The 13,040-nt window shown below is 68.1% G+C and carries 13 protein-coding genes; 11 read left to right on the top strand and 2 right to left on the bottom strand.

The window, feature by feature from the left end:
• The first annotated feature begins 34 nt into the window (after positions 1–34).
• Complete coding sequence (cynR, locus tag ACTRWB_RS14995; protein ID WP_446902326.1) at positions 35–925, top strand: transcriptional regulator CynR; 891 nt, start codon at positions 35–37, stop codon at positions 923–925.
• 30 nt (positions 926–955) lie between these two features.
• Here the strand turns inward: cynR and ACTRWB_RS14990 are convergent, their stop codons facing one another.
• Complete coding sequence (locus tag ACTRWB_RS14990; protein WP_080971041.1) at positions 956–1,678, bottom strand: FadR/GntR family transcriptional regulator; 723 nt, start codon at positions 1,676–1,678, stop codon at positions 956–958.
• Between the two features lie 214 nt (positions 1,679–1,892).
• Here ACTRWB_RS14990 and ACTRWB_RS14985 point away from each other — a divergent pair, with 214 nt between their 5' ends.
• From ACTRWB_RS14985 to ACTRWB_RS14975, 3 genes are all read left to right on the top strand, one after another.
• Positions 1,893–3,215, top strand: a complete 1,323-nt coding sequence (locus ACTRWB_RS14985; protein ID WP_048251228.1) for a C4-dicarboxylate transporter DctA — start codon at positions 1,893–1,895, stop codon at positions 3,213–3,215.
• Positions 3,216–3,319: 104 nt separating this feature from the next.
• A complete protein-coding gene (alc, locus tag ACTRWB_RS14980; protein WP_446902325.1) occupies positions 3,320–4,327 on the top strand; it encodes an allantoicase in 1,008 nt (335 codons plus the stop codon).
• A gap of 14 nt (positions 4,328–4,341) precedes the next feature.
• Positions 4,342–4,866, top strand: coding sequence for an ureidoglycolate lyase (locus ACTRWB_RS14975; RefSeq protein WP_048251196.1), 525 nt, complete (start codon positions 4,342–4,344; stop codon positions 4,864–4,866).
• A gap of 165 nt (positions 4,867–5,031) precedes the next feature.
• Here the strand turns inward: ACTRWB_RS14975 and fur are convergent, their stop codons facing one another.
• Positions 5,032–5,460: a ferric iron uptake transcriptional regulator gene (gene fur, locus ACTRWB_RS14970; protein WP_011350926.1), complete on the bottom strand. Its 429-nt coding sequence runs from the start codon at positions 5,458–5,460 to the stop codon at positions 5,032–5,034.
• Positions 5,461–5,601: 141 nt separating this feature from the next.
• On the opposite strand from fur, the gene ACTRWB_RS14965 reads away from it, so the two are divergent.
• The 7 genes from ACTRWB_RS14965 (at position 5,602) to holA (ending at position 12,989) form a co-directional block, all read left to right on the top strand.
• Positions 5,602–6,420 carry an outer membrane protein assembly factor BamE gene (locus ACTRWB_RS14965; RefSeq protein ID WP_129513698.1) on the top strand — a complete coding sequence of 273 codons (819 nt, stop codon included), beginning with the start codon at positions 5,602–5,604 and terminating at the stop codon, positions 6,418–6,420.
• Positions 6,421–6,485: 65 nt separating this feature from the next.
• Entirely contained in the window at positions 6,486–7,283 is a 798-nt protein-coding gene (gene dapB / locus ACTRWB_RS14960; protein WP_048251198.1) for a 4-hydroxy-tetrahydrodipicolinate reductase, read from the top strand.
• A gap of 18 nt (positions 7,284–7,301) precedes the next feature.
• On the top strand, positions 7,302–7,970 hold the full coding sequence (locus tag ACTRWB_RS14955; RefSeq protein ID WP_048251199.1) for a MotA/TolQ/ExbB proton channel family protein: 669 nt from the start codon (positions 7,302–7,304) through the stop codon (positions 7,968–7,970).
• A gap of 24 nt (positions 7,971–7,994) precedes the next feature.
• Positions 7,995–8,438, top strand: a complete 444-nt coding sequence (locus tag ACTRWB_RS14950; RefSeq protein WP_446902324.1) for an ExbD/TolR family protein — start codon at positions 7,995–7,997, stop codon at positions 8,436–8,438.
• A gap of 253 nt (positions 8,439–8,691) precedes the next feature.
• Positions 8,692–11,286 carry a leucine--tRNA ligase gene (gene leuS / locus ACTRWB_RS14945; protein WP_446902323.1) on the top strand — a complete coding sequence of 865 codons (2,595 nt, stop codon included), beginning with the start codon at positions 8,692–8,694 and terminating at the stop codon, positions 11,284–11,286.
• Between the two features lie 38 nt (positions 11,287–11,324).
• Positions 11,325–11,876, top strand: coding sequence for an LPS-assembly lipoprotein LptE (locus ACTRWB_RS14940; protein WP_446902322.1), 552 nt, complete (start codon positions 11,325–11,327; stop codon positions 11,874–11,876).
• A gap of 18 nt (positions 11,877–11,894) precedes the next feature.
• Positions 11,895–12,989, top strand: a complete 1,095-nt coding sequence (holA, locus tag ACTRWB_RS14935) for a DNA polymerase III subunit delta (RefSeq protein ID WP_446902321.1) — start codon at positions 11,895–11,897, stop codon at positions 12,987–12,989.
• Positions 12,990–13,040 lie beyond the last annotated feature (51 nt).

Raw genomic sequence — 13,040 nt, 5'->3', positions numbered from 1 at the left:
GGTATCCATTGGCAAAACCAATACGTTGGCCGCGATGCTTCTCCGCCATATCCGCTATTTCCTGGCCGTCGCCGAGCAGCGCAGTTTCACGCGTGCGGCCGACGCGCTGCACGTGTCGCAGCCGACGCTGTCGCAGCAGATCCGCCAGCTCGAGGAAACGCTCGGCGTGCAGCTGTTCGACCGCTCGGGCCGCACGGTGCAGCTCACCGAATTCGGCGAGGTCTATGCGCGCCACGCGCGCGCCGCGCTGCACGAACTCGATACGGGGCAGCGCGCGCTGCACGATGTCGCCGATCTCGGCAGCGGCTCGCTGCGGCTCGCGATGATGCCGACCTTCGCGGCCTACCTGAGCGGCTCGCTGATCGATGCGTTCCATGCCGATTATCCGAACGTCGCATTGACGATCGACGCGATGCCGCAGGAGCGCATCGAGGCTTTGCTCGCCGACGACCGGCTCGACGCGGGCTTCGCGTTCGTGCCGCCACGCGCGCCGGATATCGACGCGCTGCCGCTATGGGACGAACCGCTCGCGCTCGTGACGGGGCGCACGCACCGCCTTGCGCGGCGGCGCCGCGCGCTGACACCGGCCGAGCTGAGCGGCGAGCCGCTGGTGCTGCTGAGCCGCGCGTTCGCGACGCGCGAGAGCATCGACCGCTATTTCATCGAGCATGGCGCGCGGCCGTTGATCGCGATCGAGACGAATACGATCAGCGCGGTGCTGGAGCTCGTGCGCTGCGGCCGGCTCGCGACGGTGCTGCCCGATGCGGTCGCGCGTGAAAGCGCCGGCCTGTGCGCGCTGGAGATCGATCCGCCGCTGCCGACCCGCACGGCCGTGCTGCTGACGCGCAAGGGCGCATACCGCAGCGTCGCGGCGCGCGCGTTCATCGAGCGCGCGCTCGCGTATCGCGATCCGTCGGGAGGTTGACCGGTACGACCGGGCGGCGGCCCGGGCGCGTTACGCGCCCGGTGTCGGGAAGAAGATGCCCGCGCGCTGCGCGGCGTTCGCGATGTGCGTTTCGATCGCGGTGCCCGCGGCGGCGGCATCGCGCGCGATCAGCGCGTCGACGATCGCGCGGTGCTCGTGCCACGTCGACAGCAGCAGCTCGCGCCGGTAGAACGGCATGCGCTGGCTTTCCTTCATGATGTCCGCGCTGCTGCGCAGGACCGATTCGATCGCCGCGTTGCCGGCGAGATGGATGATCCGCATGTGGAAGTCGAAGTCGAGCTGCGACGCCGCGTCGAGTGCGCTCTCGGTCAGCGCGACGTGCAGGTCGGCGAGGTTGTCTTCGAACCACGCGATGTCGTCATCGCTGACGACGTGCGCGGCCATCCGCGCGGCAAACCCTTCGAGCGCATAGCGCATCTGATACGTGTCGGGCGGCGACGATTGCTCGGCGAACCGCCATGCATGCGCGGCCGTTGCCTGCGCGCTTTCGACGTACACGCCCTTGCCCGCGCGGATGCGCAGCATGCCGAGCGCCTCGAGCGTCGACAGCGCCTCGCGCAGCGACGCGCGGCTGATCTCCAGCTCCTCGGAGAGCTGACGCTGGGCCGGCAGCAGGCTGCCGACCGGATAAACGCCTGCCTCGATCCGGTCGCGGATCGTCGCGATGGTGGCGTCGGTCACGGTATGCGGAACATTTTTCATGATGTGAACGATGGCCGGTCTGACCGGCATTGTAATCCGCACATGCGCGGTGCATGACCGCCCTACGGGTAAGCCACGATCAGGCACGCTTTCGGGGCAATTGGGCGCGTGCGGAGGGGGGCGGGAAATCCCTATTTTGTCCGTCCTTGACGCCACTATATCGGCTTCCTACTATCCTCCATAACATCACTGGTCTTACCAGTATGAACAGACGAAACTGCAACCGTTGGATCGGGAGAGCGCCGTGTCGAAATTCTTCAATTCGCTGTTTGGCCGGGTAGTCGTCGCATTGATCCTGGGGGTCGCGCTAGGCGCGTTCTTCCCGCATTTCGCCGAGTCGTTGCGACCGCTCGGCGACGGCTTCCTGAAGCTCATCAAGATGGTCATCGGCCCGATCGTGTTCTGCGTCGTGGTCAGCGGGATGGCCAACGCAGGCGACCTGAAGAAGGTCGGCCGGGTCGGCCTGAAAGCCGTCATCTACTTCGAGATCATGACGACGCTCGCGCTCGGCATCGGCCTCGTGCTCGCGTGGCTCACACGCCCGGGCGTCGGGATGAACATCGACCTGCGCTCGCTCGACGCGTCGTCGCTCACGTCGTACGCGAAGAACGCCGAAAGCCTGAAGGACACGGCCGGCTACCTGATGAAGATCATCCCCGAGACCGCGATCGACGCGTTCGCGAAGGGCGACATCCTGCAGATCCTCGTGTTCGCGGTGCTGTTCGGCTCCGCGCTGTCGCTGCTCGGCGACAAGGCGCAGCGCGTCAACTCGCTGATCGAGGAACTGTCGCACGTGTTCTTCCGGATCATCGGCTTCATCATCAAGCTCGCGCCGCTCGGCGTGCTCGGTGCGATCGCGTTCACGACCGGCAAGTACGGCGTCGCGTCGCTCAAGCAGCTCGGCTACCTGGTCGCGGTGTTCTACCTGAGCTGCTTCGTGTTCGTCACGGTCGTGCTCGGCATCGTGATGCGGCTCGCGGGTTTCTCGGTGTTCAAGCTGATCCGCTACCTGCGCGAGGAACTGTCGATCGTGCTCGGCACGGCGTCGTCGGATGCGGTGCTGCCGCAGGTGATGCGCAAGCTCGAATACATGGGCGTCAAGGATTCGACGGTCGGCCTCGTGATCCCGACCGGCTACTCGTTCAACCTCGACGGCTTCTCGATCTACCTGACGCTCGCTGTGCTGTTCATCGCGCAGGCCACCAACACGCCGCTGTCGACGCATGACCTGATCGTCGTGCTGCTCGTGTCGCTCGTCACGTCGAAGGGCGCGCACGGCATCCCGGGTTCGGCGATCGTGATCCTCGCGGCGACGCTGTCGGCGATCCCGGCGATTCCGGTGCTCGGCCTCGTGCTGATCCTGCCGGTCGACTGGTTCGTCGGCATCGCCCGCGCGCTGACCAACCTGATCGGCAACTGCGTCGCGACGGTTGTCGTCGCGGTGTGGGAGAACGACATCGACCGCGCCCGCGCGACACGCGTGCTGAACCGCGAGCTGCGCTACGTGCCGGCCGAAGAAGAAGGCCGCACGGCGCCGGTCGCCGGCGACCAGGCTCACGCGCTCTGAGCGCGCCGCCGCGCGGGGCGTCCTCCCCCGGCTGTTCCGCGCGATCGAATGACATGCGGCCGGCGCCTCGATGCGCCGGCGCTTTTAAACATAGTGGAGACGACATGGCAGCCCCCATCCTCGATCCGAACGCGCCGGCGTTTACGCGGCGTTACATGAACCTCGCCGACCCGCGCCTCGGTGCGCAGGCGCTCTTCGCCAGCGACGAATTCTTCGCGCCGAAGGAGCGCATGCTGAATCCCGAGCCGGCCGTGTTCATTCCCGGCAAGTACGACGACCACGGCAAGTGGATGGACGGCTGGGAAACGCGCCGCAAGCGCACGACCGGCCACGACTTCTGCGTGGTCCGCCTTGCGCGGCCGGGCGTGATTTACGGCGTCGATCTCGACACGAGCCACTTCACCGGCAATTTCCCGCCGGCCGCGTCGATCGAAGCGTGCAGCGCCCCCGGCGACACGCCGCCCGACGACGCCGAGTGGCGCACGATCGTCCCCGCGACGACGTTGCAAGGCAATTCGCATCACTACGTGAGCGTCGACGACGCGCAGCCGGTCACGCACCTGCGCGTGAACCTGTATCCGGACGGCGGGCTGGCGCGGCTGCGCGTGTACGGCCAGCCGCAGCGTGACTGGCGCAACGTGCCGGCCGGCGAGCTCGTCGATCTCGCGGCAATCGAGAACGGCGGTCATCTCGTCGCCGCGAACAACCAGCACTTCGGCCCGGCATCGCAGATGCTGATGCCGGGGCGCGGCGCGAACATGGGCGACGGCTGGGAAACGCGGCGCCGCCGCGAGCCCGGCAACGACTGGGCGATCGTCGCGCTCGCGCGGCCGGGCATCATCCGGCGCGTCGAGGTCGATACGGCGTTCTTCAAGGGCAACTTCCCCGACCGCTGCTCACTGCAGGCCGCGCGGGTCGCGGGCGGCACCGACGATTCGCTCGTCACGCAGGCGATGTTCTGGGCCGAACTGCTCGGCGAGCAGAAGCTGTCGATGGACCACGTGCATACGTTCGACCAGCTCGCGGCGCTCGGCCCCGTCACGCACGTGCGTTTCAACATCTTCCCGGACGGCGGCGTGTCGCGCCTGCGTCTGTGGGGCGAGCCGGCTTGAAGGAGGGTAACGGCATGAGCGGACCACACATCCTGCGCGTCGAGCGCCTGACCCGCGAAGCGTTCGCGCCGTTCGGCGACGTGATCGCGCTCGAAGGCGCACGGCATTTCCCGATCAACGGCGGCACGACCGAACGCTTCCACGATCTCGCGACCATCGACGTCTGCGCGGACGGCGGCCGGCCGCTCGTCAGCGTGTTTCGCGCGCAGCCGCGCGCGCTGCCGGTCGCCATCACGCTGATGGAGCGCCATCCGCACGGCAGCCAGGCTTTCATCCCGCTCGCGGCCGTGTCGCGCTACGCGATCGTCGTCGCGCCGGCCGGCGAATTCCGGCCCGACGCGATGCGCGCGTTCCTGGCCGAAGGCTGGCAGGGCGTGAATTATGCGAAGGGCGTCTGGCACCATCCGCTGCTCGCGCTCGACGCGGTCAGCGATTTCGTGATCGTCGATCGCGGCGGCTCGCAGCCGAATTGCGACGAGATCCCGCTCGACGTCGCGTGGGCGCTCGAGTTCGAACCAGCCTGCGCGAGCACGGCCTGACGCGACGCGCAGCCGGCGCCGGGTTCCGGGCGCGGGCGGCGCGAGACGGCCGAAGGGCTTTCGTAAGCGTTCCGAACCGGTCCGCGCGCGGCACGATCCCGAAAAGAACACGGCCCGGGCGGCGAAATGCCGGCCGGGCCGTGCTGCGTGCGCGAGTCGCGCGCTTTAGTGCTTGCGGTGCGGGCAGTTCTCGGTGGTGCAGGAACCGTACATCGCGAGCGAGTGTTCCTGGAGCCGGAAGCCGCGCTCCTTCGCGATGGCCTGCTGGCGGCCCTCGATCTCGGCGTCGAAGAATTCCTCGACGCGGCCGCAATCGAGGCACACGAGGTGGTCGTGGTGCGAACCTTCGTTCAATTCGAACACGGCCTTGCCGGATTCGAAGTTGCTGCGCGTGAGCAGGCCGGCCTGCTCGAACTGCGTGAGCACGCGGTAGACGGTGGCGAGCCCGATGTCGAGCTGCTCGTTGAGCAGGTTGCGGTAGACGTCTTCGGCCGTCAGGTGGCGCACCGGACTCTGCTGGAAGATCTCGAGAATCTTGAGGCGCGGTAGGGTGGCCTTGAGCCCAATATTCTTGAGATCCGTCGGATTGGTCATGGCTAGGCATCCCTAGAGTACAATGCAGGGCTTCAATGTTACCGGCTTTTCGCCGTTCCAGAAACACGCGCGGCCTGCATACGGGCCAGCACGGTGAAGGAAATGATCCCAGAATCGCTTTCGCACTTTCAGAGGAGTCGCATGCGGAGTGCCATCATCGCTGCCGCCGCCGTTGCGGCGCTGGCTGGTTGTTCGTCGTACGACAGCGTGACGCAGCGCATCGCGCAGAGCATCACGCCCTATCGGATCACCGTCGTGCAGGGCAACTTCGTATCGCAGGAGAAAGCCGCGCAACTGCAGGTCGGCATGACGCGCGAGCAAGTGCGCGCGTTGCTCGGCACGCCGCTGCTGGCGGACATGTTCCACGCCGACCGCTGGGATTACCTCTTCTACTTCAAGCGCGGCTCGACGGCAGTCGTCCAGCAGCGCGATCTCGTCGTGACCTTCGCGGGCGATCGCCTCGCGGGCTGGACCGGCGCAGACAACCTGCCGTCCGAGCTCGACCTGCTGGCCGACATCGACGGCGACCGCGGCGGCAAGAAGGCGAAGGCGGCCGCGGCGGCGAGGGCCGCTTCCGAGGCGGCTGCCGCGAGCGCTGCGCAAGCGGCGAGCGCGCCGGCGCCGGATACCGTCGCCAGCCCGTCCGTCGTGCCGGCGTCCGGCGCGGTGGTCGACCAGGATGCGAACGCGCAGGCTGCCCGCGCGGCCAACCGCGCGACCAACCAGGTGTCGGGTCAGGGCTCGAACGCGCGCCGTTTCGCGCCGTCCACGCAGGCTGCCGGCGGTGCGCCGGTGCCGGGCGGCCAGCCGCCGGGCGCGGTGCCGGCGATCCAGCCGCAGTTCCAGTTCCATCGTCCGCCGCAGCCGAACGTGTCGAACGAGGCGTCGCCGCCGGTCGGCCCGCAAGGCTCGGACACGCTGCAGAACCAGCCGATTACCGCGCCGGCCCAGTCGCAGTAAGCGGCCGGCAAGCGGAAACAGGGCGGCATGTGCCGCCCGCCTTTAGACCTGTCGTGTAGAAAGCCATGAAGATTGCGATTGCCGGCGCATCGGGCCGTATGGGCCGGATGCTGATCGAAGCCGTTCTCAACGATCCCGATGCACAGCTCGTCGGCGCGCTCGACCGCGCCGATTCGCCGTTCCTCGGCCAGGACGCGGGCGCGTTCCTCGGCAGGGAAACCGGGATCAAGCTGACGGACGACCTCGACGCCGTATTCGCGCAGGCCGACTACCTGATCGATTTCACGCGCCCGGAAGGCACGATCGCGCACATCGAGGCCGCGCTGCGCCACGACGTGAAGCTCGTGATCGGCACGACCGGCTTCACCGCCGAGCAGAAGGCCGAACTGCAGGCCGCGGCCGGCAAGATCGGCATCGTGTTCGCGGCGAACATGAGCGTCGGCGTGAACGTCACGCTGAAGCTGCTCGAATTCGCGGCGAAGCATTTCTCGCACGGCTACGACATCGAGATCATCGAGGCGCATCACCGCCACAAGGTCGATGCGCCGTCGGGCACCGCGCTGATGATGGGTGAAGCCGTCGCCGGCGCGCTCGGCCGCTCGCTCGACGATTGCGCGGTGTACGGCCGCCACGGCGTGACGGGCGAGCGCGATCCGTCGTCGATCGGCTTTGCCGCGGTGCGCGGCGGCGACATCGTTGGCGACCACACCGTGCTGTTCGCCGGGATCGGCGAGCGCATCGAGATCACGCACAAGTCGTCGAGCCGCGTGTCGTACGCGCAGGGCGCGCTGCGCGCGGTCCGCTTCCTGTCGGCGCGCGGCGCCGGCCTGTTCGACATGCAGGACGTGCTCGGCCTGCGCTGACACAACGGGGAAACTCCGATGGCGATTCCCACCGGCGTTGTCCACTACCTCGAAAGCGGCGATGCGATCACGCACGCCGTCGCCTATGTACTGCTGGCGATGTCCGTCGCCAGCTGGTGCTTCCTCTTCATGAAAGCCTGGCTGCTGGTCCGCGCGAAGCGGCAGGGGCCGCGTGCGCTCGCCGCGTTCTGGCGCGCGCCGTCGCTCGACGCGGGCATCGCCGCGCTCGCCGGCGCCGATCGCGAGCGCGTGTTCGTGCCGCTCGCCGAAGCCGCGCGCGACGCGGCCGACGACCACGACCCGGCCGCGCTGGCCGCGCGCGTCGAACGCAACGAACGCGTGCTGCGCGCGTTGCGACACGCGATGCTGCGCTCGCAGCGGCGTCTCGAATTCGGCCAGGTGCTGCTCGCGTCGATCGGCAGCACCGCGCCGTTCGTCGGGCTGCTCGGCACCGTGTGGGGCATCTACCATGCGCTCGGCAGCATCGCCGCGAGCGGGCAGGCGCAGATCGAGAACGTCGCGGGGCCGGTCGGCGAGGCGCTGATCATGACCGCGTTCGGGCTCGTCGTCGCGATTCCGGCGGTGCTCGCCTACAACATCCTCGGGCGGCTCGTGCGGCAACTCGCCGAGGAACTCGACGGCTTCGCGCGCGACCTGCACGTGTTCGTGTGCGCGCAGGAATCCTGACGCGCCCATCCCGGAGGAGCAACCATGGCATTCGGCGGACTCGAGCACCACAAGACGTCCGCGCCGATGGCGGAGATCAACATGACCCCGCTGATCGACGTGATGCTCGTGCTGCTCGTCATCTTCATCATTACCGCGCCGCTGATGACGCACGCGATCCGGCTCGACCTGCCCAAGGTCGCGGCCAGCGTCGCGCGCGACACGCCGCAATCCGTCACGCTGTCGATCGACGACGCGGGCAAGCTGTACTGGGATGATGTGCCCGTCGCGCTCGACGCGCTGCCGGCGCGCTTCCGGGCCGCCGCCGCGGGCGCCGCGCCGCCCGAGCTGCGACTGCGCGCGTCGCGCGCGACCCGCTACGACGTGATCGCGAAGGTGATGGGGGCCGCGCAGGCCGCGGGCCTCACGCGAATCGGCTTCGTGACCGACATGCCGCCGCAGGCGGGCGCCGCCGGCGCGAAACCCTGACACCTCGTCGTGTTGAGGGCCCAAGCCCGCGAGACCGGCCGTACGGGCCGGCGCGGGCGGTATAATCGACGTTTTTCCCGGTCTGCAGGGTTTCCCTGGTCATCCGGAGCTCGTCCGGGCGTTCCGGGTTCTTCCGGCAACCGCGGTCGGGCCTGGAAACCGCCAGCCTGTTCCCGCGCCGGGCAAGCGCGATTTTCGATCCACACCTGCGCGCGAGCCGTCGCGCTGCTTAAAGCCTAGTCCGAACCACACCATGCACGAGAGATACGTACCCGCCGACGTCGAAGCCGCCGCCCAGGGCGACTGGCGCGCAGCCGATGCCTACAAGACGAAGGAAGATTCGCAGAAGCCGAAGTTCTACTGCGTGTCGATGCTGCCGTACCCGTCCGGCAAGCTGCACATGGGTCACGTGCGTAACTACACGATCAACGACGTGATGTACCGCTATCTGCGGATGAACGGCTACAACACGCTGATGCCGATGGGCTGGGACGCGTTCGGGATGCCGGCCGAGAACGCCGCGATGGCGAACGGCGTGCCGCCCGCGAAGTGGACCTACGACAACATCGACTACATGAAGGGCCAGATGCAGTCGATGGGCCTCGCGATCGACTGGTCGCGCGAAATCGCGACGTGCAAGCCCGACTACTACAAGTGGAACCAGTGGCTGTTCCTGAAGATGCTCGAGAAAGGCATCGCGTACAAGAAGACGGGCACCGTGAACTGGGACCCGGTCGACCAGACCGTGCTCGCGAACGAGCAGGTGATCGACGGCCGCGGCTGGCGTTCGGGCGCGCTCGTCGAAAAGCGCGAGATCCCGATGTACTACCTGCGGATCACGCAGTACGCGGATGAGCTGCTGAACGATCTCGACGGCCTCGGCTGGCCCGAGCGCGTGAAGATCATGCAGCAGAACTGGATCGGCAAGAGCTTCGGCGTGAACTTCGGTTTCCCGTACGAACTCGACGGCGAACAGAAGCTGCTGCGCGTGTTCACGACGCGCGCCGACACGATCATGGGCGTCACGTTCTGCGCGATCGCGGCCGAGCACCCGCTCGCCACGCGCCTCGCGCAGGACAAGCCCGAGCTGCTGGCGTTCATCGACGAATGCAAGCGCGGCGGCGTCGCCGAAGCCGACGTCGCGACGATGGAGAAGAAGGGCGTCGCGACGGGCTTCTCGGTCAAGCATCCGCTCACGGGTGAGCCGGTCGAGGTGTGGATCGGCAACTACGTGCTGATGAGCTATGGCGAAGGCGCGGTGATGGGCGTGCCGGGCCACGACGAGCGCGATTTCGCGTTCGCGAAGAAATACGACCTGCCGATCAAGCAGGTGATCTCGGCCGAGGGCCAGGCTTACTCGCTCGACGCCTGGCAGGAGTGGTACGGCGACAAGGAAACCGCGGTCTGCGTGAACAGCGGCAAGTACGACGGCCTGCGCTATGCGGACGCGGTCGACGCGGTGGCGGCCGACCTGAGCGCCGGCGGCTTCGGCGACAAGCAGGTCACGTGGCGCCTGCGCGACTGGGGCGTGTCGCGCCAGCGCTACTGGGGCACGCCGATCCCGATCATCCACTGCCCGTCGTGCGGCGACGTGCCGGTGCCGGAGCAGGACCTGCCGGTCGTGCTGCCGGAAGACCTCGTGCCGGACGGCTCGGGCAACCCGCTCGCGAAGTCGGAAGCGTTCCTGAACTGCACGTGCCCGAAGTGCGGCGCGGCCGCGAAGCGCGAAACCGACACGATGGATACCTTCGTCGATTCGTCGTGGTACTTCTCGCGCTACACGGCGCCGGACGCCGAGACCATGGTCGACGCGCGCACCGACTACTGGATGCCGATGGACCAGTACATCGGCGGCATCGAACACGCGATCCTGCACCTGCTGTACTCGCGCTTCTGGACCAAGGTGATGCGCGATCTCGGCCTCGTGAAGTTCGGCGAGCCGGCGAAGAACCTGCTGACGCAGGGGATGGTGCTGAACGAGACGTTCTACCGCGAAGATGCATCGGGCAAGAAGACCTGGTACAACCCGGCCGACGTGACGGTCACGCACGACGACAAGGGCCGCCCGGTCGGCGCGACGCTGAACACGGACGGCGAGCCGGTCGTGCTCGGCGGCATCGAGAAGATGTCGAAGTCGAAGAACAACGGCGTCGATCCGCAGGTGCTGATCGACCTGTACGGTGCCGATACCGCGCGCCTGTTCACGATGTTTGCCGCGCCGCCCGAGCAGCAGCTCGAATGGTCGGGCGCGGGCGTCGAAGGTGCGAGCCGCTTCCTGCGCCGCGTATGGAGCTTCGGCTACGGCAACAACGAAGCGCTCGCCGCGCGCGCGGGCTTCGATGCGGCCGCGCTCGGTGAAGCCGACAAGGCGCTGCGCCGCGAGATCTACAGCGTGCTGAAGCAGGCCGATTTCGACTACCAGCGCCTGCAGTACAACACGGTCGTGTCGGCCGCGATGAAGATGCTGAACGCGATCGACGGCGCAAAGGGCGCGACGCCCGGCGTGCTGCGCGAGACGTACGGCGTGCTGCTGCGCGTGCTGTACCCGGTCGTGCCGCACGTCACGTTCGAGCTGTGGAAGACGCTCGGCTACGCGGACGAATTCGGCACGCTGCTCGATGCGCCTTGGCCGAAGGTCGACGAGGCTGCGCTCGAGCAGGCCGAGATCGAACTCGTGCTGCAGGTGAACGGCAAGGTGCGCGGTGCGCTGAAGGTCGCGAAGGACGCGAGCCGCGAGGCGATCGAAGCCGCGGCGGTGGCCGACGACGCGTTCGCGAAGTTCAGCGACGGCAAGCCGGCGAAGAAGATCGTCGTCGTGCCGGGCCGCCTCGTGAACATCGTCGTCTGACGGCCGCCGGTCGTCGGACGTACACAGAAGGAGCGAAGGTGATCCGCAGATCGTTTTTGATGCTCGTCGGCAGCGCGGTCGCGCTGTCGGCATGCGGCTTCCAGCTGCGCGGCCAGCAGGACTACGCGTTCAAGCACCTGCTGGTGGCCGGCGCGTCGGCGCCCGTCGAGGCGCGGCTGACGCGCCTCGTCGAGGCCGGCAGCGACACGAAGATCGTCAAGTCGGCGGACGACGCCGACGCCGTGCTGCGCATGTGGGAGTCGCGTGGCCAGAACACGCTGACGCTCAACCAGTACGGCTCGGCGCAGGAATACGCGTTGTTCTATACGCTGAACTACACGCTGACGAGCAAGGACGGCACCGTGCTGATCCCGCCGAGCGCGATCGCGCTGAACCGCGCGATGACGTACAGCGATCAGTACACGAACGCGAAGGCGCAGGAAGCCGACATCCTGTACGGCGACATGCAGAGCGATGCGGTCGACCAGCTGATGCGGCGTCTCGCGATCGTCCACTCGCTGACGCCGGCGCCGGAGGACGTGGTGCCGGGCGTCGCGCCGCGCGCACCGCTGCCGCCGCCGCCGCTCTGATCGACGGCGCACGCACCGATGCAATTGCGACTTGATGCGCTGGAGCCGCACCTCGCGAAGGGGTTGGCCGGGCTCTATACCGTCTACGGCGACGAGCCGCTGCTCGCGCAGGAAGCGTGCGACCGCATTCGTGCGGCCGCGCGCGCGGCCGGCTTCACCGAGCGTTCGGTGCATACGGTCGAGCGCGGCTTCGACTGGAGCGTGCTGCTCGGCGCGACCCAGGCGATGTCGCTGTTCGGCGAGCGCCAGCTGATCGAGCTGCGCATTCCGTCGGGCAAGCCCGGCAAGGAAGGCGCCGATGCGCTGAAGACGCTCGCGGCCACGCCCAACCCCGATGCGCTGATGCTCGTCACGTTGCCGCGCCTCGACGCGGCCACGCAGAAATCCGCGTGGTTTACCGCGCTGCAGAACGGCGGCGTCGCGCTGAAGATCGATCCGGTCGATCGCGCGCAACTGCCGAACTGGATCGGCCAGCGTCTCGCGATGCAGGGCCAGCGCGCCGCGCCCGGCGAGGACGGGCGGCGCGCGCTGCAGTTCATCGCGGAGCGCGTCGAGGGCAACCTGCTCGCCGCGCACCAGGAAATCCAGAAGCTCGGGCTGCTGTATCCGCAAGGCGCGCTGTCGTTCGAGCAGGTGCACGACGCGGTGCTGAACGTCGCGCGCTACGACGTCTTCAAGCTGAACGAAGCGATGCTCGCCGGCGACGCCGCGCGGCTCGCGCGGATGATCGACGGGCTGAAGGGCGAGGGCGAGGCGATCGTGCTCGTGATGTGGGCCGTCGTCGAGGAGTTGCGTACGCTGCTGCGGATCAAGCGCGGTGCGGACGCCGGCAAGCCGTTGGCGACGCTGCTGCGCGAGAACCGCGTGTGGGGGCCGCGCGAGCGGCTGATCGGCCCCGCGCTTAACCGCGTGTCGGCACCCGGGCTCGAGAAGGCGCTTGCGTTTGCCGCGAAGCTCGACCGGCAGGTCAAGGGGCTCACGGCCGTCATGCCGGGCCGCCGCACGCAGGACGAGCCGCCGCCCGATCCGTGGGACGGGCTGTTCCAGCTCGCGATGACGGTTGCGGGCGCACGCGGCGAACGACCGCCGACCGCGGGTCGCGTGCGGCGTTAAGTCCCTCCGGGCCGTCAGCGCGTACTGCGCAACCCGCTTACAATGCTTCGA

The sequence above is a fragment of the Burkholderia sp. YIM B11467 genome, from assembly GCF_052952715.1.
Note: the sequence above shows the minus strand (reverse complement) of the source record. Positions and strands in the feature narration are given on the sequence as shown.

Excerpts from the sequence above, each read along its gene's own strand:
- ACTRWB_RS14965 (WP_129513698.1), top strand. The coding sequence starts at position 5,602 with ATGCGGAGTGCCATCATCGCTGCCGCCGCCGTTGCGGCGCTGGCTGGT.
- cynR (WP_446902326.1), top strand. The coding sequence starts at position 35 with ATGCTTCTCCGCCATATCCGCTATTTCCTGGCCGTCGCCGAGCAGCGC.
- ACTRWB_RS14950 (WP_446902324.1), top strand. The coding sequence starts at position 7,995 with ATGGCATTCGGCGGACTCGAGCACCACAAGACGTCCGCGCCGATGGCG.
- alc (WP_446902325.1), top strand. The coding sequence starts at position 3,320 with ATGGCAGCCCCCATCCTCGATCCGAACGCGCCGGCGTTTACGCGGCGT.
- ACTRWB_RS14975 (WP_048251196.1), top strand. The coding sequence starts at position 4,342 with ATGAGCGGACCACACATCCTGCGCGTCGAGCGCCTGACCCGCGAAGCG.
- ACTRWB_RS14955 (WP_048251199.1), top strand. The coding sequence starts at position 7,302 with ATGGCGATTCCCACCGGCGTTGTCCACTACCTCGAAAGCGGCGATGCG.
- leuS (WP_446902323.1), top strand. The coding sequence starts at position 8,692 with ATGCACGAGAGATACGTACCCGCCGACGTCGAAGCCGCCGCCCAGGGC.
- holA (WP_446902321.1), top strand. The coding sequence starts at position 11,895 with ATGCAATTGCGACTTGATGCGCTGGAGCCGCACCTCGCGAAGGGGTTG.
- ACTRWB_RS14990 (WP_080971041.1), bottom strand. The coding sequence starts at position 1,678 with ATGCCGGTCAGACCGGCCATCGTTCACATCATGAAAAATGTTCCGCAT.
- dapB (WP_048251198.1), top strand. The coding sequence starts at position 6,486 with ATGAAGATTGCGATTGCCGGCGCATCGGGCCGTATGGGCCGGATGCTG.
- fur (WP_011350926.1), bottom strand. The coding sequence starts at position 5,460 with ATGACCAATCCGACGGATCTCAAGAATATTGGGCTCAAGGCCACCCTA.